We start from the raw sequence: 19,797 nt of genomic DNA, 5'->3' as shown, positions 1-19,797 counted from the left end.
TTTGTGGATAACTACTATATATAGTTGCTGTCGTTTCTTAATGCACTATATATAGATGTTGATGGGGTTCTTTTGACGTAGGACAAAGAAAATGAAAGAGCGCGCGTAAGCTGTACAGACGTTAATTTTGGCCTGAATGCTCAGGCCGGACGAGAGTGGAAATGTTCGAGCAGGAACTCAACCCAGACGCGCACTCGCGGGGGCAGATCGGCCGAGGCATAGTACAACCACAGTTGGGTTGGCTGCGGCCAGCATTCTGCCAGCACCGGCAGCAGGGTACCCTGCGCAAAGTGATGCTCCGCATACCAACGCGCCAGACAGACTATGCCCAGGCCGGCCAGCGCCGCATCCAGTAACATCTCCGGCCGACTGGCCACCAGGCGGCCATGCAGCTCCAGCGTTTTGGCTTCGCCATGTCGATGCAACGGCCATTTTACGCTGCGGCCGGTCGCCGGGTTACGGTGCAGCAGACAATTATGTTGCAGCAGATCGTCAGGATCCTGCGGCGTGCCGTGCTGCGCAAGATAGCCGGGCGAGGCCGCCAGAACCATCTGCATCGGATACAGTGGCCGCGCCACCAGCCGGCTGTCGGGATCGACCCGGCTGCCGATGCCGACGTCAAATCCTTCGCCCACCAGATTGACCACGCGGGCATCCAGTGAGAGATCGAGATCGATCTGCGGATAACGTTCCAGGAATTGCGGGATCAACGGCATCAGGATCTGGCGGCCGAAGCCGGGGATCATGCTGACGCGCACCGTGCCGGAAGGTGCCTGCTGCGCGCTACCGGCAGTTTCCAGCGTGGCGGACAGCGCCTGCCATAGCGGTGCGACTTGCTGCAACAGCGCCTTACCTTCGTCGGTGAGCACCACGTTGTGGGTATTACGCTGGAACAACCGCAGCGCCAGTTTTTCTTCCAGCACGCGAATATTTTTACTGATTGCCGCCGGGGTGACGCCCAGTTGGCGCGCGGCGGCGGAGAAATTCTGTACCTGGGCGGCCGCGAGAAAGGCCGGCAGCAGGCGGTGCACGTCAAAGGGCAGCGACATAGTGGTTGATACTTTCAGTTGAAATTGAAGTGACGATTCACAGCCTACACCCGGGGCGCTGGAAATGGAAAAATGCGTTATCAAATCTTAATCAAGGATCCTTTATGTCGCGTATTTTAGTGTTGACCGCCCACCGTTTTCCCGACGAATCACGCATCAACAAAGCGCTGATCGAAGCGCTTCGTCCTTTGCCTAACGTCACTGTCCACGAACTGATGCGTGCTTACCCGGACTATCAAATCGACGTGGCGCGTGAGCAAGAGCTGCTGCAAAACCATGATGCGGTGGTGATGCTGTTCCCGTTCTATTGGTACAGCTCACCGGCGATTCTCAGCGAGTGGCAGGATGCGGTATTAACCCACGGTTTCGCCTACGGCAGTGAAGGTACCCAACTGCATGGCAAGCCCTTGCAACTGGTGGTCACCACCGGCGGCAATCAGCAGGCCTATACGGCGGAAGGGTATAACCGCTATCCGGTCGAGGATTTGCTGCGTCCGTTCCATGCGATGGCCAACCTGACCGGCATGGATTATCTGCCGCCGCATCTGGTGCAGGGCGTCTTTGATATGAGCGATGAGCGTCTGGCGCAAGAGGCCGCCGGAGTGGTGGCTCTGTTGAAAAAAGAGTAGGGCGCAGCCTGAGGCCGCGCCCTGGGGGGTTAGTCCTCTAACAACCACCACACCGCTTCGAACGGGCGCAGGGTGATAGCCTGCGGTTGCGTAGGCGCATCGGCGTAATTGCTCATCAGCGGACGCCACAACGCTGAAGGTTCCACGCCTTCCGCCCGCCAGGCCAGCGGTTCACGGCTGAGGTTGGCCGCCACCAGCAGGCGTTGGCCGTTCCAGCGGCGCTGGTAGCACCACAGCGCCGGATGGTTGGGCGCCAGATCCTGATAGTCACCGTGGGTCAACAGCGGATACTGCTTGCGCAGGGTGATTAACTGACGGTAGGCGTAAAACACCGAGTCCAGATCGGCCAGCGCCGCTTCAGCATTGATTTGCGGGTAGTTTTCCGCACAGCCAATCCACGGGGTTCCCTGGGTGAAACCGGCGTTGGGCGCGGCACTCCACTGCATTGGCGTGCGGCCGTTATCGCGCGATTTAGTGGCCAGGATCGCCAGCAATTCGGCGTCACTTTTGCCCTGGGAACTCAGCTCGGCGTACATGTTCAGGCTTTCCACATCGCGGTACTGCCCGATGGTGCTAAAGCCGGGATTGGTCATGCCGAGCTCTTCGCCCTGATAAATATAAGGCGTGCCCTGCATGCCGTGCAGCACCATCGCCAGCATTTTGGCGGCCGGTACTCGCAGTTCGCCTTCATCGCCGAAGCGCGAAACGATGCGCGGCTGATCGTGGTTACACCAGAACAGCGCATTCCAGGCCTGGTTGTGCATGCCCTGCTGCCAGTGGCGGAAAATCTGTTTCAGCTCAACGTAATCCGGCGCCGCCAGCGTCCATTTCTCGCCGCCGGCATAGTCCACTTTCAGATGATGGAAGTTGAAGGTCATCGACAACTCTTCACCGCTTTGCGCAGCGTACTGCCGGCAATGCTCCAGGGTGGTGGAGGACATTTCGCCCACGGTCATCAAGCCGCGCGGCTGGAACACGTCGCGGCTCATCTCCTGCAGGAACTCATGAATACGCGGTCCGTCGGTATAGAAACGGCGACCGTCACCCTGGGGATCGGACGGGAAATCCTGCTGCTTGGAAACCAGGTTAATCACGTCGAGGCGCAGGCCGTCGACGCCTTTGTCTGCCCAGAACTGGCACACTTTCTTCAACTCTTCGCGGACCGGCGGGTGTTCCCAGTTGAGATCGGCCTGCTCGGTGGCAAACAGATGCAGGTAATACTGGCCGCTGTCGGCATGCCACTGCCAGGCATTACCGCCAAATTTGGAACGCCAGTTGTTCGGCGGGGTATCACCTTCGCCATCGCGCCAGACGTAGAACTGGCGGAAGGGGCTGTTCGGTTCTTGCGAAGCTTTGAACCACGGGTGCTCGGTTGAAGTGTGGTTGAACACCATATCCATCACGATGCGGATGCTACGCTGGTGGGCGGCGGCAATCAGTCGGTCGAAATCCTCCATGGTGCCGTAGGCCGGATCGATGGCGCAGTAGTCCGCCACGTCATAACCGTTATCCACCTGTGGGGAGACATATACCGGCGTCAGCCAGATCGCATCGACGCCCAGCTCCTGCAGATAGTCCAGCCGCTGGGTCACACCGGCCAGATCGCCGTAGCCGTTACCGGTGCTGTCCTGAAAACTCTTCGGGTAGATTTGGTAGATGACGCCGTTTTGCCACCAGGGGATTGGATTGCTCATAGTCATACCTTTAAATCGTGACAACGGGCCCGGCATGCCAGGCCCCTACATTTTAATCAGACCGGCAGCTCACCGCGGCTGGCTTTGCGTTTGTAAACCATCATGGTCAGGACCAGCGGGATAATCACTGCCACCAGGATCGCCACCGTGTAAATCATCCAGAACTGAGGTTTGATCGACAGGATGCCTGGCAAACCGCCGACGCCGATGCCGTTGGCCATCACGCCGTCCAGGCCGCAGATCAGCCCGGCGAAGGCAGAGCCGATCATCGCGCACAGCATAGGGAAACGGTATTTCAGGTTGATCCCGTACATTGCCGGTTCGGTGACGCCAAGGTAGGCGGAGATTGCCGCCGGGACCGAGATTTCACGTTCGTTGGCCTTGCGGCTGACGATGATGATACCCAACACCGCAGATGCCTGCGCAATGTTGGACAGAGCAATCAGTGGCCAAACCGGCGTGCCGCCCATGCTTTGGATCATCTGCATATCGATGGCCAGCGTGGTCTGATGTACGCCGGTGATCACCAGCGGGGCATACAGGAAACCAAACAGCGCGGCCCCAATCGGCGCGAAGCTACCGGTCATGACGGCTTTCACCGCCCAGGCTACGCCATCGCCAATCATACGGCCGAATGGGCCGATAAAGGCGTGCGCCAGGAACACCGCCAGCAGCAGAGAAACGACCGGCACTACCACCAGATACAGGTAATCCGGCACGATCTTTTTCAAACGGGTTTCAATCCAGCCCAGTGCCATACCGGCCAGCATGGACGGGATCACCTGCGCCTGATAGCCGACTTTCTGGATGGTGAACCAGCCGAAGTTCCACACTTCCGGGATCTGCTGGCCGAGCTGATAGGAGTTCATCAACTGCGGCGACACCAGCGTGACGCCCAGCACGATGCCAAGCACCGGCGTGCCGCCCATTTTTTTCACCGTTGACCAACAGATGGCGACCGGCAGGAACATGAAGATGGCTTCACCGAGCAGCCACAGGAAGTCGTAAATGGTTTTCCACGCCGGGTGCATTTGCGCCAGCGTTTGGCCGCCGGACATCGGGATGTCGCCGATCACGTTGCGGAAGCCGAGGATTAAACCGCCGCTGATCAGCGCTGGCAGCAGCGGGAAGAAGATTTCGGCGAAGTGGGAGATAGCGCGCTCGCTCCAGGTCATGTTCTGGCGCGCCGCCACCTTGGCCTGCTCTTTATCGGCCTCGTTGACGCCGGTGGTGGCAATCAACGCCTGATAATAATCACCGACCTCCGGGCCAATCACTACCTGGAACTGCCCGGCATTGGTGAAGCAGCCTTTGACCATTGGCAGCTCTTCGATTTCTTTTGGTTTGGCAAGACTTGTGTCGTTGAGAACGAAACGCAGCCTGGTAATGCAATGGCTGACGGTGGCGATATTCTCGCGCCCGCCCACCAGCACAATCAGGCGATCGATATCCTGCTGTTTTACTTTGCCCATTATTAGATACCTTTCTTGGTATGAGACTGCCGCAGAGGTGTTGTTCGAGTGATGATCAAAGCTTAGTCATTTCGCTTTTTTTATGGAATGGGAACGTTCCCGGTTTGGGGCGAGGATCACAAAACGATAAAAAAATGACCACTTGTTGAACAGGGGAAATTTGAGAGCAGGCTGAAACATTCCGTAATATTATCTTGAACTGACGCAATGGCGGTTATACTGTTAGCCTTAACAATCAATGATTTGATTCAATTCAGCGGCACTCACGCCTGTGTTTTCAAAACCAATACGCTATTCGAGTGCTATTACCACGGACTTTTTTCAAGGAAGAATGATGACTTTGACATTGCCTCGACTGCTTATTGTCTTTACCGCGCTGTTCCTGAGCGCCTGTACCAGTCAAAAAAGTAGCCCGGAACGCCACGCTAAACATGCGGTTTATCAGTTGGCACGTGAAGATTTCTCCCCCGAAATGCGAACCCAAATCCCAGACTCGATAAAAGCGTCTATTCCGTTCTTCGACCAGTTCTACAAGATGGGGAAAGCCGATCGGGCCAAGGGCTTAACGCAGCAACAGGCACAGCAGCAGGAAGCCTATTTCCGCAGCCCAGAATTCCTCAGTGACATGGGGAAGAAAGGGCGATTTATCAATCAGCAATATTCAGTGGATAACCCGCAGAAACAACGCCAGATATTGCTGGATTCCGCCGTGGCCACCTACTGGGATGGTTACGAAGGGCGGCCTTGAAGACTGCCTACAAATGATGCAATAAACCCGCCGTCAGGCGAGTTTGCTTGGCACGATGATCTGGCGGATACCCTGTTCGCTGCTGAGCTGTCCCAGCAGCTGTTGCGCAGCCTGCAGTCCGGCGCTGCCGTAGCCGAGATCGACCGAGAACGTTTCGGGGAACAAGAAGTTAAGCAACGGGGTGTTACCGATGCCGCACACCTGCAGCGGCGCAATATGCTGCTGTTGCAGGTATTTGATGGCGCCAAGGGCGATGGTGTCGGAGGCGCACACCAGCGCGGTGGTCTGTGGTTCGATGGCTGAGGCAGCCAGCTGGAAGCCGCTCTGATAACTCAATTCACCCAAGGCCACATGGGGGGAAATCCCCCGTTGGCGGCAGGCGTCCAGATAGGCCTGGTGGCGGCGCAAACCGGTGGTGGCATCCGACAGTTGTACCCCCAAATAACTGATATGGCGATGCCCCTGCTGCTGCAGGCGTTCCATCAACAGCCGTACGGCACCGTCGTCGTCGTAGCACACCGAGGAAAAACCGTCATATTCCCGCGCCAGCACCACCATCTTTTCTTGCCATGGGCTGAGCATGGCCGCCGTCAGGCCGGTGAAGCCAAACAGGATCACCCCGTCGACGTTGCGCTGTTGAAGGACATGCAGATGCTCTTCCACCAGCCGGGTTTCAAACTGGCTTTCCATCACTATAGGGTCGAAACCGTGCTGATACAGCAGCGGCAGCATGGTGCGTACCGCCTGGTTCTCGGATGGCGAATCGAGACGGGAAACGATGATGCCGACCACTTTATCGCTCTGGCCGCGCATGGCGCGCGCCGATTTGGACGGGGTAAACCCCTGCTGACGGATCACCGCTTCCACCCGTTCGCGGGTTTGCGGGCTCACGCTGCCTTCGTTGTTCAGCACGCGTGATACGGTGGATTTGCCTACGCCGCTCAGGCGTGCGATGTCCTTGATGGTCAGCCGGTTTTGCATGGTTTACTTTTCGTTGAGGTTAAAAGGCGTAGACTGGCGGCCTACGCTGAATGCCCGTCAGCATAGCTTATTTTCCGCAACGGATCTTGACGCTATGCAGGGATTTATATGCTGCGCTGAACGGCCGCTCTTGTCGTTCGATCTTTTCATTTACCGGAGGTTATCACCCGTATGGATCCCGATCCGACCCCGTTAGACACCCACTCGGTGATCCGGTAAAACCTGCTCGCTTTGCGCTGCTGTTTTACCGGTGAAGTAAACGGTAACCGGTAGCGCACGCCCGTCGTTCGCTCCTGCTGCTTTTAAAAAAACAGGATCTGCCCCGGCAGAGGCTTTTTGGCACATCCAAAAGCCCGGTTGGGAGCGATCCCGCGTTCACCCGCTGCCAGGAGGCAATGGGCGACGAGGTGCAAAATAATGAAACTGAAAAATATTCCCCGTCAGCTGTTGGGCATGCTCAGCCGCAATTTACCGCGCCGTTTGGTGCACCGCGATAGCCTGTTGGACAGCCTTGGCGGCAAAGCGCAAGGGTTGCCCGCCGGATTGGCACAGCAGCGGCTGGAATGCGCCGCTGCCGACGTCACCGATCTGTATCTGCGTTTTCACAGCCACCCGGAAGGCATTACTGCCCATGAGGCTGAGCGGGTGCGCGAACGCTGCGGCGAGAACGTCATCGACGATCAGCAAAAAGAAGCCTGGTGGCAGCACCTGTGGCACTGCTATCGCAACCCGTTCAACCTGCTGCTGACCGCGCTTGGCATGATCTCTTACGCGACGGAAGATCTGACGGGCGCACTGGTGATCGCACTGATGGTGGTGATCTCCACGTTGTTGAACTTCATTCAGGAAGCGCGATCCAATCGGGCTGCGGACGCGCTGAAGGCGATGGTCAGCAACACCGCCACGGTGATCCGCAGCGACGCATTGTCCGGGAAAAGCGAACATCTTGAACTGCCGATCTCTCAACTGGTGCCGGGTGACATCATCAAACTGGCGGCAGGAGATATGATCCCGGCGGATCTGCGCGTGCTGTCGGCCAAGGATCTGTTTATCAGCCAGGCGGCGTTGACCGGCGAATCTCTGCCGGTAGAGAAAATCGCCGAGCTGCGCGAACAGGCAGAAGATCCGTTGGAGTGCCAGAACCTGTGCTTTATGGGCACCAACGTGGTCAGCGGCACCGCGCTGGCGATGGTGATCGGTACCGGCGGCGGCACCTACTTTGGCCAGTTGGCGCAGCGGGTCATCAGCCAGGATGAACAGCCGAACGCCTTCCAGACCGGCATCAGCAGGGTCAGCTGGCTGCTGATCCGTTTTATGCTGGTGATGACGCCGATCGTTTTGTTGATCAACGGCTACACCAAGGGTGACTGGTGGGAAGCTGCGCTGTTTGCGCTGTCGGTGGCGGTGGGGCTGACCCCGGAAATGCTGCCGATGATCGTCACTTCAACGCTGGCCAGAGGGGCGGTGAAACTGTCCAGGCAGAAAGTGATCGTCAAACGTCTGGATGCTATCCAAAACTTTGGCGCCATGGACGTTTTGTGCACTGATAAAACCGGCACCCTGACCCAGGATAAAATCGTGCTGGAGCGCCACACTGACGTGTTTGGTGCCGCTAGCGATCGCGTGCTGCATTACGCCTGGCTGAACAGCTTCTACCAGACCGGCTTGAAAAACCTGCTCGACGTGGCGGTACTGAGCTGCGCGGAACAAAACCAACAGCCGGATGCGTTGCAGCATTACCGTAAAGTGGATGAGATCCCGTTTGATTTTGAACGGCGCCGTATGTCGGTGGTGGTGGCCAAAGACGCGCAATATCACGAACTGATCTGCAAGGGCGCGCTGGAAGAGATGCTGGCGATTTGCAGCCATGTGCGGCAGGAAGATCAGGTGATCCCGCTCGGCGAAGCGCTGCTGGCGCGAATTCGGCGCATCACCGACGATCTCAACCAGCAAGGGTTGCGCGTAGTGGCGGTGGCCAACAAGATCTTGCCGGCCCAGGCCCATGAATACAGCGTGGCCGACGAGTCGGATTTGATCCTCGAGGGCTACGTGGCCTTCCTCGATCCGCCTAAAGAGAGCACGGCGCCGGCGTTGGCGGCGCTGAAAAACAGCGGTGTCACGGTGAAGATCCTTACCGGTGACAATGAGCTGGTGGCGGCGAAGGTGTGCAAAGACGTCGGGCTGGCGGCGGATCACGTATTGCGCGGCAGTGAAATCGAACAGATGAACGACGAACAGCTGGCGCAGGCTGCGGCGCGTACCACGGTGTTCGCCAAGCTGACGCCGCTGCATAAGGAACGCATCGTCAAGCTATTGCGCCAGCAGGGCCACGTGGTCGGCTTTATGGGGGACGGAATCAACGATGCGCCCGCTCTGCGTGCGGCGGATATCGGTATTTCGGTGGACTCCGCTGTGGATATCGCCAAGGAAGCGGCGGACATCATCCTGCTGGAAAAAAGCCTGATGGTGTTGGAGCAGGGGGTCATCGAGGGACGCCGTACTTTTGCCAACATGCTCAAGTACATCAAGATGACCGCCAGCTCCAATTTCGGCAACGTCTTCAGCGTGCTGATTGCCAGCGCCTTTTTACCTTTCCTGCCGATGTTGCCGCTGCACCTGTTGATCCAGAACCTGATGTATGACATTTCACAGATCGCCATTCCGTTCGACAATGTCGACGACGATCAGATTACTCAGCCGCAACGCTGGAACTCCGGCGATATTGGACGCTTTATGGTGTTTTTCGGGCCGATCAGCTCGATCTTCGACGTGCTGACCTTCAGCCTGATGTGGTGGGTTTTCAAGGCCAATTCGCCTGAAATGCAGACGCTGTTCCAGTCCGGCTGGTTCGTGGAAGGCCTGCTGTCGCAAACGCTGATTGTGCATATGATCCGCACGCGCAAAATACCGTTTATCCAGAGCCGTCCTTCATGGCCGCTGTGCATGATGACCCTGCTGGTCATCGTTACCGGCATCGGCCTGACCTTCTCGCCGTTGGCCGGATTCTTGCAGCTACAGGCATTGCCGCTCGGCTACTTCCCGTGGCTGGTGCTGATCCTGACCGGCTATATGGTGCTGACCCAGTGCGTGAAAGGCTGGTTTGTGCGCCGTTACGGCTGGCAGTAATCGCTGCGCCCCTCTTTCGCCTGGAAGAGGGGCATCTGTGATCCAACCCGGCTTTTCACCCTTGTCGTTGGACATCTGTCCTGTGCTCAGTCTTTATTTACAGCTTAGCTGTCTTCCCCTTTGCCTTTCAAACTACCGCGTTGTTGGCTGCACGTCCTCACCCTAGTCACTTAGCAAATCTAAGCTCCCAGGGATTCAGACGCTTGCTGCCTGGCGGTAATTTGAAATTCGTTGGGGGAGCAATTGATATTTTTTCCTCTGAGGAATTTCTGATGCACAGAACTTTGCGTTATACGCTACTGGCTTCATCGTTATTGCTTTCCCTGGGCGCGCTGGCGCAGCCGGCCGGCGATCTGCCGCTAATGCCCTGGCCGCAGCAGGTTGAACTGACTCAGCCGGCGGGCAAGCTGGTGTTGGATCACCGTTTGTCGATTAGCCTGCAGGGGGATGATCTGGACGATGCGCTGCAGCGCTGGCGCCAACGTATTGAGCTGCAAACCGGCTGGACCCTGGTGCCGCAGGCCGAAAAAGCCACGGGCGTGGTCATCAAGGTGAATATCAAAGATAAGGTGGCGGCGCAGCCGCTGCCGGGGAGCGATGAAAGCTATAAATTGACGGTGACGCCGCAGGGGGTAACGCTGGCAGCCAATACCCGTTTCGGCGCGTTGCGCGGCATGGAAACCCTGCTGCAATTGGTGCAGACCGACGGGCAGAACACCTTCCTGCCGTTGGTGAGCATTACCGACGTACCGCGTTTCCCGTGGCGCGGTGTGCTGCTGGATTCGGCACGTCATTTCCTGCCGTTGGCGGGCATTCTGCGTCAGCTCGACGGCATGGCGGCGGCCAAACTCAACGTGTTCCACTGGCACCTGACCGACGATCAGGGCTGGCGCTTTGCCTCCGAGCGCTATCCTAAACTGCAACAGCAGGCCAGCGACGGCCAGTTCTACACACGCGAACAGATGCAACAGGTAGTGGCTTACGCTAGCGCGCGCGGTATCCGGGTAGTACCTGAAATCGATCTGCCTGGCCATGCTTCCAGTATCGCCGTGGCCTACCCGGAATTGATGAGCGCGCCGGGCCCGTATTCGATGGAGCGCAAGTGGGGTGTGCATCTGCCGACGCTGGATCCGACCCGCGATGAAGTTTATCGGTTTGTTGACGCCATCATTGGCGAACTGGCTGCGATCTTCCCCGATCCTTATTTGCACATTGGCGGTGATGAGGTTGATGCCAGCCAGTGGAAGCAGTCCAAAACCATTCAGGCCTTTATGCAGCAGCACCAGTTGGCGGACACCCATGCGCTGCAGGCCTACTTCAATCAGAAGCTGGAGAAAATCCTCGAGCAGCATCAGCGCCAGATGGTGGGTTGGGATGAGATCTATCATCCGTCGCTGCCGCGCAGCATTGTCATCCAGTCCTGGCAGGGGCAGGACTCGCTCGGCGCCAGCGCACAGGACGGTTACCAGGGCATTCTGTCTACCGGTTTTTACCTCGATCAACCGCAAAGCGCGGCCTATCACTATCGCAATGAGATCCTGCCGCAGCCGCTGGGCGTCGACACCGAGGTGCAGCCGGATGAAAAGGCGCAAAGCTGGCAGTTCAGCATGCCGCGGCTGAAGGGCAGCGCGGTAGAAGGCAGTTTTACCCTGATTGAAGGCAAGCAGGGCTGGCGGGGTTTTATCGATTTCAACGGTAAATCGCGCCGTGCGTTGCACGATATCGTCTGGCGTTCTCCGCAGCAGGTGAGCTTCCGGCTCGACAGCTGGATGGGGGATACCCGCCCGGTATTTACCCTGAGCCAGGACCAGCTCAGCGGCTATACGCTGGTGGGCAACGTGCGTTACCCGACCACTGGCAGCAAGCTGACGGCGATCCCGGTGGGCAAGATGCCGGTGGTGCCGGAGACGAAGCAGCAGGCCAATATTCTCGGCGGCGAGGCGGCGCTGTGGGCTGAAAACATCAGGGCGCCGATCCTCGATCTCAAACTCTGGCCGCGTGGGTTCGCGGTGGCGGAGCGCTTGTGGTCTGCGCAGGACGTGACCGATGAAAATAATATGTACCGCAGGCTGGCGGCAGTCGATGCCTGGTCGGTGGTGTCGGTGGGGTTGCAACAGCATGCGGAAACCGCGCGCGAGTTCACCCGGTTGGCAAACAGCGTGACGATAGCACCGCTGCAAACCCTGGCCGAAGCGGTGGAGCCGGGCCAGTACTACACCCGACAGCATCTGAAATTCAAAGCCGGTAACTATCACCAGTTCGAACCGCTGAACCGTTTTGCCGACGCACTGCCGGCGGAAAGCAACGCGGTGCGCGAGATGGGCATGCAGGTTGCGGCGTTAGTGAAGGACCGCAACGATCGTGCTGCAGCGCAGGCGTTGCGCGAACGTTTACAACGCTGGCAGCTCAATACCGCACCGGTAAAAACGGTGATTGCCGGTAACCGGCTGATGCAGGATCTGGCACCGGTGGTGCAGGATGTCGGCGCGCTGTCCACGCTGGGGTTGATGCTGTTGGAGCATTATCAACAGGGCAAACCGCTGAGCAAGGCAGAAGCGACGCAGATACAGCAGCAATTGGACGCGGCGGCGCAGATACGCGACGAAGTGGTGATTGCGGCGGTCTATCCGCTGGAAGCGCTTTTGCGCGCCAGCGCTATCGAATGAGGTAAGTCAGCATATGTAGCGCTCTGCATATGTAGGGGCTCAGCATGCTGAGCCCGCAAAACCTACAGTTGCAGCGGCGGCAACTGTTTGAAAATACTGACCAGCCCTTCGCCCCAGCCTTTACGGATGGCGCTAAAATGCGGATGATCTTCGGTGATACGGTACTGCTGCGCACTGCTAAAGCTGTCGCGCGGGTAGATCATCACGTCGAGCGGCAGGCCGACCGACAGGTTGCTGCGCAGCGTCGAATCCAGAGAGATCAGCGCGCACTGCATCGCCTGTTCCAGCGGGGTGTCGTAGGTCAGTACCCGATCGATAATCGGTTTGCCGTATTTGCTTTCGCCAATCTGGAAATAGGGCGTATCGCGGGTGGCCTCGATAAAATTACCCTGCGGATAAATATGGAATAGCCGCATCTCTTCACCGCTGATCTGGCCGCCGAGCAGCAGGCTGCAGCTAAAGTCGGTCGTGCTGCCGCTTTGCTGGGCTTCGCTGTCGCGTTGGATCACTTCCCGCACCGTTTCGCCCACCAGCGTGGCGGCTTCGTACATGCTCGGTGCGTTCAGCAGGTTCAGGCGTTCGGGATCTTTGCTGCGGCGCTGTAACAGGCTGATGATGCTCTGAGTGGTCGCCAGGTTGCCGGCGCTTTGCAACACCAGCATGCGTTCACCGTCCTGCTGAAACACGTGCAGTTTGCGGAAGGTGGAAATATGATCCACGCCGGCATTGGTGCGTGAATCGGAAGCAAAGACCAGCCCGGAAGACAAGCGCATGGCCACACAATAGGTCATACCACAATCCCTCAAAACGATACTGGCACGCCGCCAACCGCCAGCGTGCCGTAAACCTTGGTTTTCGGCAAGAGGCTACTGGCCGGTTGGCATCATCTGCACTTCGGCGATGGTCTGCATGTTCTCGCAGCCACCGCCGAGCCGCATCCCGCGTACCGGGCAGGCGTCGAGATAGTCGATGCCCACCGCCAGCTTAAGGTGTTGATTCGGCAGGCGTGTATTGTTGGTGACGTCAAAGCTGTGCCAGCGGTCGTCGACCCAGGCCTCGGCCCAGGCGTGGGTGGCGACGTGGGCCGAGTCCTCGCTGTAAAGATAGCCGCTGACATAGCGCGCCGGAATGTTCAGGCTGCGGCAGCAGGCCAAAAATACGTGGGTATGATCCTGACAGACGCCGGTGCCGGTCGCGAATGCCTGGGCCGCGCTGTCGGTGACGCTGGTCGACCCTGGGGTGTACGGCATTTTGAGCAGCAGCTCGCCCATCAGATTTTCCAGCCCGTCCAGCACCGCCTGCGGCTGGTAGTAGCGCAGGGCGAAGGCCTGGATCGCACTGTCGGGTTGGGTCAGCGGGCTGTGGCGCAGGAAGACCAGCGGCGACAAATGCCCCATCACCTGATCTTCGGCACCGTCTTCAATTTCCACCACGCCGTGGGCCTGAATGCTGATGGCCTGGTGCGGGTGATCCAGCGTCAGCACGTGCAGCACGTTGCCGAAGGCATCGGTGGTGCACACGGCATCTTCCGGCAGCGTCAACTGCCATGAAATGATGCGCTGATGCTCCGAATCCTGCGGCGTCAGGCGCAGATACTGAGTGCTGCGCTGCACCTGCTGGGCATAGGTATAGTGGGTGTTGTGCTCAATGTTCAGTTTCATTGCGCCTCCAGATAAGTGTGATGGATGCTCTCCGCGATGCCGCTAATCTGGCCGAGAAACGCGTCCAGCCAGTCGTTCAACCCGACCTTGTTCAGATCTTTCATGCTGCTAAAGCGCAGCTCGGCGTGCAGCGTATGCGCCAGCCGGCGCGGCTGATTGGCACTGTTGCCGCCAATTTGCTCCAGCTGTTGCACCAGATCGCCGACGCAGGCCAGCAAGGAGCGGGGGATTTCATTACGCAGGATCATCAGTTCGGCAATGGTATCCCGACTGAGCTGCTGCTTGTAGATACTGTGGTAGGCTTCGCGTGCGCTCACTGCCCGCAACAGCGTGTCCATGCGGTAATATTCGCGCACCGGGTCGCCGTCGCTGTCCATCAGCGAGTTCTTGACCCCTAACAGACGGGCAGTGCTGTCTGCGCGCTCCAGCAGGGTACCGAGGCGGATAAAGCACATGGCGTCGCTGCGCAGCAAGGTACCGAACATCGCGCCGCGAAACAGGTGAGAACGTTCCTTCACCCAGTCGAAAAAGCCATCCGCGCCCACAGATCCTATGCCCTGACGGCGGATCAGCTTCATTTCGATCCAGGTGGCGTTGATGCATTCCCAGACCTCGGAAGACAGGCTGCCGCGCACCGCATGGGCGTTGTTCCAGCCCATTTGCAGACAGCTGTAAATGCTGCTGTGGTTGCGGCTGTCGAGCGCAAAAAAGCTCACCAGATTGGCCATCGTCAGGTCAGGATAGGCGGCGGCATACAGCTGTCCGGTACTGGTCAGATTGAGCGGCACCTGCAGATCCTGATCCTCACTGTCGCGGATCGGCATCATCGACAGCTTGTTGGTGACGTCGAGCACCCGGGCGATGCTTTCCGCCCGCTCCAGATAGCGGGCCATCCAATAGAGTTCACTGGCAGTTCGGCTCAGCATGCGTCGTCCTCCAACACCCAGGTATCCTTGGTTCCCCCGCCTTGCGACGAGTTGACCACCAGTGAGCCTTGCGCCAGCGCCACGCGCGTCAGGCCGCCTGGCACCAGGCGGATTTCCGCGCCGCTGAGGGCGAACGGCCGTAAATCGATATGCCGCGGCGCCAGGCCGTCGTTGACGAAGGTCGGGCAGGTCGACAGCGCCAGCGTGTTTTGCGCAATGTAGTTATGCGGCTTGGCCAGCAGCAGGCTGCGGAAGTGAGCGATTTCGTCTTTGGTCGCCGCCGGGCCGATCAGCATGCCGTAGCCGCCGGCACCGTGCACCTCTTTCACCACCATCTGTTCCAGGTTCGCCAGCACGTACGACAGTTCATTCTTGTGGCGGCATTGCCAGGTGGGCACGTTATTGAGGATCGGCTCTTCCTGCAGGTAGAAACGCACCATGTCCGGCACGTACGGATAAATTGACTTGTCGTCGGCCACGCCGGTGCCGATGGCGTTGGCCAGCACCACGTTGCCGGCGCGGTATACCGACAGCAGGCCCGGCACGCCGAGCATCGAATCCGGGCGGAACGCCAACGGATCGAGGAAGGCGTCGTCCACCCGGCGGTAGATCACATCCACCTTGCAAGGCCCGGCGGTGGTGCGCATAAAGACCGCCCCGTCCTTGACGAACAGGTCGGCGCTTTCCACCAGCTCAACCCCCATCTGCTGCGCCAGGAAGCTGTGTTCGAAGTAGGCGCTGTTGAAGCGGCCCGGCGTCAGCACCACCACGGTAGGATCGTTGATCGGCGAGCTTTCACGCAGGGTTTGCAGCAGGTGCGACGGGTAGCGCTCCACCGGCGCGATGCGTTGCTGAGCGAACAGCTCCGGGTACAGGCGCATCATCATTTTGCGGTTTTCCAGCATATAGGAAACGCCGGACGGGGTGCGCAGGTTGTCTTCCAGCACGTAATACTGGCCGTCACCGTTGCGCACCATATCCACGCCAACGATGTGCGCGTAAATATTGCGGTGCAGATCGACCCCTTGCATGCAGGGTTGATATTGATCGTTGGCCAGCACCTGTTCCGCCGGAATGATCCCGGCTTTCAGAATGTGTTGTTGATGGTAAATATCGTGCAGAAAGGCGTTAAGCGCCTGTACGCGCTGGCGGATACCGCGATCGAGCATCGCCCACTCGCTGGCGGGTATGATACGCGGTACGCTGTCGAACGGAATCAAGCGCTCAGCGCCGTCATCCTCACCATAAACGTTAAAGGTAATCCCCACCCGGTGAAACAGCAGTGCAGCCTCTTCCCTCTTGCGTTGAATGGCCTTTTGGTCAGCCTGTTGCAGCCAATGCCAGTAAGCCTCGTAGTGACCCCGGTGCTTACCCTCAGCCAGAAGCATCTCATCAAAAAACGGTGAAGCAGACAGATCGATATTTAGCATCATCACCTCGTCGACATTGCAGGCTGTATACAGAACCAGCATAAAATGTGCCAAGGTGATAAAGGGGCGAAAATGGCGCGAAAACGCCGGCTTGCGGCAGGAAATGGCCCGCTTTGGGTGCAACCAAAGCGGGCGCTGCCTTAAAACGGGGCAAAACTGCGGCGCGTGTGGGTTGGCTATGAGCAGTGATGGCGCAACTCACCGTGCAAAGGACGCGGGCGGGCCCTGAAGACCCGCCCTGGTATTTATACCTGCAATGCTTGCTGCGAAGTGCCGATAGACTGCCGCAGATAATTCAGTAGCATTTGCCGGGTAAACCGTGGTTCTTCGATCCCGCTGTGCCGCAGGAAATGCTGCAGGTTGCTGCAATCCCATTGGTAGGTATTTTGGTAGAGCTGCACCGTCGATTGCCCATTCACCATATTGTCCCTGAACAGGCTGAGCAACGGGTAGAGCGGTGCATTAGCGTCGTGTTCCCACTGTGCTCGCCATTGATCGAAAGGCAACTGTCGGAAGCGGTAGCCACACTCGCGCTCCAGCAGGCGGAAGAAGGCTTGCAGCGTCAGGTTATTCTGGTGCTGGTGGATCAGGTTGAATTTCTTCCCTAACGCCTGAGGGTTGCGAGTGATATGGGCAATGGATTGGGTCATATAGTCCACCGTCGTCAGGCCCTCGCGCAGGTCTTGCAACACTGGCAGGGTGCCGCTGGTGATACAGGTTTTGACTAGCCGTCCCCACCATTGGTAGCTGGCGCTGACGCCGGTTCGGCTGTGGAAGGTGGCGTACCCCAGACGGAAGGTCATTAGCGGCAGGCCTTGCGATGCCGCCAGATCGGCAATTTTCTCCATTACCCATTTGCTGCGGACGTAGCCGATATCAGTGATCACCGCCGGCAGGTTCTGATCTATGTCGTCACTTTCCAGCATCACCCGTTTTCCGGTATGCAAGTGCCCCCAGCTGTAGACCGAAATCGTCGACATCAACATCAGTGGTTTGGTGCGTCGGTACGCGGCAAAACGAATGATTTCGCGCAGGCCCTGCACATTATCGCGTTTCATATAAGAATAGGGCTGGATAAAGTTCACCGCACTTGCCGAATGATAAATGATATCGATCCGCTGGCTGAGTTCACGGAAGTGCTCTGGTGACAGGGCGAAATCGTGCTCGGCCACGTCGCCGGGGATCAGATGGACGCGCGCGTACTGCTCGGCGGATAAAGTAATCTGATAGCGATTCAGGATCTCGTTGAGTCGTTGCTGCGGGGATATCCGGCTGCGCTGCCGCACCAGGCAATACAACTCGGCACGGGTTGTGGCGAGCAACTCTGCCAGCAGATGCGCACCGACAAAGCCGGTGGCGCCGGTGAGTAAAATGGCTTTGGGGTCGCTGACCTGTCGCACATCATAATCCGGGTTGATGGTGATATCTGCAGGCAGCCAAACATCGTCTTGCAGAGCACGTACCGGTTCGCTGTCCACCGTCGGCAGTGCATGGCCGCTGCGTTCATCCAGCGCCTGCGACAGACGGTTTATCGTCGGATATTCATAAATATCGCGCACATAGACTTTGACTCCGATTTTGTTATCGATGGCCGTCGCCAGCTTTGCTGCCAGCAGTGAATGGCCGCCGATGTCGAAAAAGTTGTCTTCGGCGCGGATATTCGCCGTCCCCAATACCTGGCTCCAAATAGCGGCAATGATCTGCCGGCTGCCGGTCAGCGTCTCTGCTGTCGGAGACTGATCCGTGCGGGAAAGGGCCAACAGCGCGGCCTTATCGGTTTTACCATTGGCATTGATCGGCATGCGTTCCATCACCAGGAAGCTGGCGGGCAGGAAGTATGAAGGTAACATTTCTTTCAGCTGCTGCTTCACACGTTCGACCAACTCGCCGTCGTCATTGTCAGCCGCCAAAAACGCCACAATCTGTTTGTTTGCCGGATCCTGGGGTTGGGTGGCGATAGCGACAGCCGCCTTCACTCCCGCAACCTGCACCATAACGCTTTCTATTTCGCCCAGTTCCACGCGGTTACCGCGGATTTTGATCTGGTCGTCTAGACGCCCGAGGTATTGAATGCGTTGATCCGGTAGCCAGCGTGCCCGATCGCCGCTGCGGTAGAGGCGTTTACCGGCAAAATGCACCGGGGTAATAAACTTTTCTGCGGTGAGCTGTGGGTCATTCAGGTAACCACGAGCCAGGCAGCGGCCACTGATATAAAGCTCGCCAGCCTGTTGGCCACTCACCGGTTGCAGATGATCGTCGAGAATGAAAATCTCGGTGTCTGCCACCGGTCGACCGATAGTCGCGGCCGTGTTTTGTGTTGCACAAGTGACCCGATTCCAAGTGGCGAAGATGGTCGCTTCAGTGGGGCCGTAGTAATCCACCAAGGGGTAACTCACTCCACGGAGATCGATCGGGTTGAGTTTTTCCCCGGCGGTAAACAGGTAGCGCAGCGCCAGGTTTTCTGGCTGTGGCGCGCTGACGATTTCAGCCACCAACACCGTGGGCACGAAAGCATGGGTGATCTGGTGGTCTGCGAAGAAGTTGAGCAGGGCAGAGGGCTGCAGTCGGGTCTCTTCTTGCGGCAAATACAGCGTGCCGCCGCTGAGCAATGCTGCCCAGATTTCCCACTGAGCCACATCAAAGCCGATACCGGCTATCAGCGTGGAACGGCTTTCATGGCTCATGGCGAATTTTTGATTATGCCAGAGAATAATATTCAACAGTGAATGATGTTCAATCATCACTCCCTTGGGCTTGCCGGTAGTGCCAGAGGTGAAAATAATATAAGCCGTTGCATCACTCTTGGGATTTATTAATTCAAAAGGAACCAGTTTATCTGATGTAATATTATCAATGGCAATAATTTTCACATCGGGGTTATTTATTTCAAAAGTAATTGATAAGTTACTCAATATGATTACTTTTGACCCGCTTTGTCTGACAATATCCAGAATTCTTTTTTCAGGATATCGGGCATCGATGGGGATATAACTTGCTCCAGCTTTGATAATCGCCAGGATACCTATCAGCAATTCCGGCGTGCGCAACGCGACTAATGGCACGTTGTCACCGGGGCTAACGCCCTGCCGTTGCAACTGACCGCAGAGTTGGTTGCTGGCTTCATTTAACTGTCGGTAGGTAATACGTTGATCGTCACTGACGATCGCCAGTGCTTCGGGGGAATAAGTGACCTGTTGGATAAAATAATCCAATATGCTTTGAGCCATGGGATATTCTCCTGAGATAATTAGTCTGGTTAATAAATCACAAGAAATCATAGCCTGGCCGGGCGAAAATAATTATAGACGTATTTTTAATGCGGGATTGTAAATTTTGGGGGGATAGGTCTATCGTTATAAAATAATTGAAATACTAAAAATAAAAACGGCCAGCCTGGGCTGACCGTTGGGCGCGA

General features: G+C 57.5%; 13 protein-coding genes. 4 read left to right on the top strand and 9 right to left on the bottom strand.

The genetic code is table 11. The features are described 5' to 3' along the window. Nucleotides 1-140: 140 nt before the first annotated feature. Entirely contained in the window at nucleotides 141-1,049 is a 909-nt protein-coding gene (locus tag AAZT04_RS23395) for a LysR family transcriptional regulator (RefSeq protein WP_115060291.1), read from the bottom strand. 104 nt (nucleotides 1,050-1,153) lie between these two features. On the opposite strand from AAZT04_RS23395, the gene AAZT04_RS23390 reads away from it, so the two are divergent. Then, entirely contained in the window at nucleotides 1,154-1,678 is a 525-nt protein-coding gene (locus AAZT04_RS23390; RefSeq protein WP_048762834.1) for an NAD(P)H-dependent oxidoreductase, read from the top strand. A gap of 29 nt (nucleotides 1,679-1,707) precedes the next feature. Here the strand turns inward: AAZT04_RS23390 and treC are convergent, their stop codons facing one another. Together treC and treB are read right to left on the bottom strand one after the other, a co-directional pair. Beyond that, entirely contained in the window at nucleotides 1,708-3,372 is a 1,665-nt protein-coding gene (gene treC, locus AAZT04_RS23385; protein ID WP_261279934.1) for an alpha,alpha-phosphotrehalase, read from the bottom strand. Between the two features lie 56 nt (nucleotides 3,373-3,428). Then, a complete protein-coding gene (gene treB / locus AAZT04_RS23380; protein WP_020824992.1) occupies nucleotides 3,429-4,844 on the bottom strand; it encodes a PTS trehalose transporter subunit IIBC in 1,416 nt (471 codons plus the stop codon). Between the two features lie 334 nt (nucleotides 4,845-5,178). Here treB and AAZT04_RS23375 point away from each other — a divergent pair, with 334 nt between their 5' ends. Next, entirely contained in the window at nucleotides 5,179-5,592 is a 414-nt protein-coding gene (locus tag AAZT04_RS23375; protein ID WP_261135908.1) for an Exc2 family lipoprotein, read from the top strand. 33 nt (nucleotides 5,593-5,625) lie between these two features. Here AAZT04_RS23375 and treR read toward each other — a convergent pair whose 3' ends face one another. Next, a complete protein-coding gene (gene treR, locus AAZT04_RS23370; protein ID WP_261135907.1) occupies nucleotides 5,626-6,573 on the bottom strand; it encodes a trehalose operon repressor TreR in 948 nt (315 codons plus the stop codon). 417 nt (nucleotides 6,574-6,990) lie between these two features. On the opposite strand from treR, the gene mgtA reads away from it, so the two are divergent. Further along, nucleotides 6,991-9,699 (top strand): magnesium-translocating P-type ATPase, encoded by a 2,709-nt coding sequence (gene mgtA, locus AAZT04_RS23365; protein WP_434681973.1) that lies wholly within the window; start codon nucleotides 6,991-6,993, stop codon nucleotides 9,697-9,699. A gap of 272 nt (nucleotides 9,700-9,971) precedes the next feature. Continuing rightward, nucleotides 9,972-12,365, top strand: coding sequence for a beta-N-acetylhexosaminidase (locus AAZT04_RS23360; protein ID WP_434681970.1), 2,394 nt, complete (start codon nucleotides 9,972-9,974; stop codon nucleotides 12,363-12,365). 62 nt (nucleotides 12,366-12,427) lie between these two features. Here the strand turns inward: AAZT04_RS23360 and AAZT04_RS23355 are convergent, their stop codons facing one another. The 5 genes from AAZT04_RS23355 to AAZT04_RS23335 all read right to left on the bottom strand — a co-directional run bounded on the left by AAZT04_RS23355 (nucleotide 12,428) and on the right by AAZT04_RS23335 (nucleotide 19,609). Beyond that, nucleotides 12,428-13,156, bottom strand: coding sequence for a proteasome-type protease (locus AAZT04_RS23355; RefSeq protein WP_020824997.1), 729 nt, complete (start codon nucleotides 13,154-13,156; stop codon nucleotides 12,428-12,430). A 75-nt stretch (nucleotides 13,157-13,231) separates the two neighbouring features. After that, nucleotides 13,232-14,026 (bottom strand): transglutaminase family protein, encoded by a 795-nt coding sequence (locus AAZT04_RS23350; protein WP_046374624.1) that lies wholly within the window; start codon nucleotides 14,024-14,026, stop codon nucleotides 13,232-13,234. Then, nucleotides 14,023-14,952 carry an alpha-E domain-containing protein gene (locus AAZT04_RS23345; RefSeq protein ID WP_128865681.1) on the bottom strand — a complete coding sequence of 310 codons (930 nt, stop codon included), beginning with the start codon at nucleotides 14,950-14,952 and terminating at the stop codon, nucleotides 14,023-14,025. Before AAZT04_RS23345 ends, AAZT04_RS23350 begins: the two co-directional genes overlap by 4 nt. Beyond that, complete coding sequence (locus AAZT04_RS23340) at nucleotides 14,946-16,382, bottom strand: circularly permuted type 2 ATP-grasp protein (RefSeq protein WP_041415185.1); 1,437 nt, start codon at nucleotides 16,380-16,382, stop codon at nucleotides 14,946-14,948. Before AAZT04_RS23340 ends, AAZT04_RS23345 begins: the two co-directional genes overlap by 7 nt. A gap of 245 nt (nucleotides 16,383-16,627) precedes the next feature. Beyond that, nucleotides 16,628-19,609 (bottom strand): amino acid adenylation domain-containing protein, encoded by a 2,982-nt coding sequence (locus tag AAZT04_RS23335; RefSeq protein WP_434681965.1) that lies wholly within the window; start codon nucleotides 19,607-19,609, stop codon nucleotides 16,628-16,630. Nucleotides 19,610-19,797 lie beyond the last annotated feature (188 nt).

This window comes from Serratia sp. Je.1.23.a, assembly GCF_051129805.1.
Lineage (GTDB): Bacteria > Pseudomonadota > Gammaproteobacteria > Enterobacterales > Enterobacteriaceae > Serratia > Serratia liquefaciens.
Note: the sequence above shows the minus strand (reverse complement) of the source record. Positions and strands in the feature narration are given on the sequence as shown.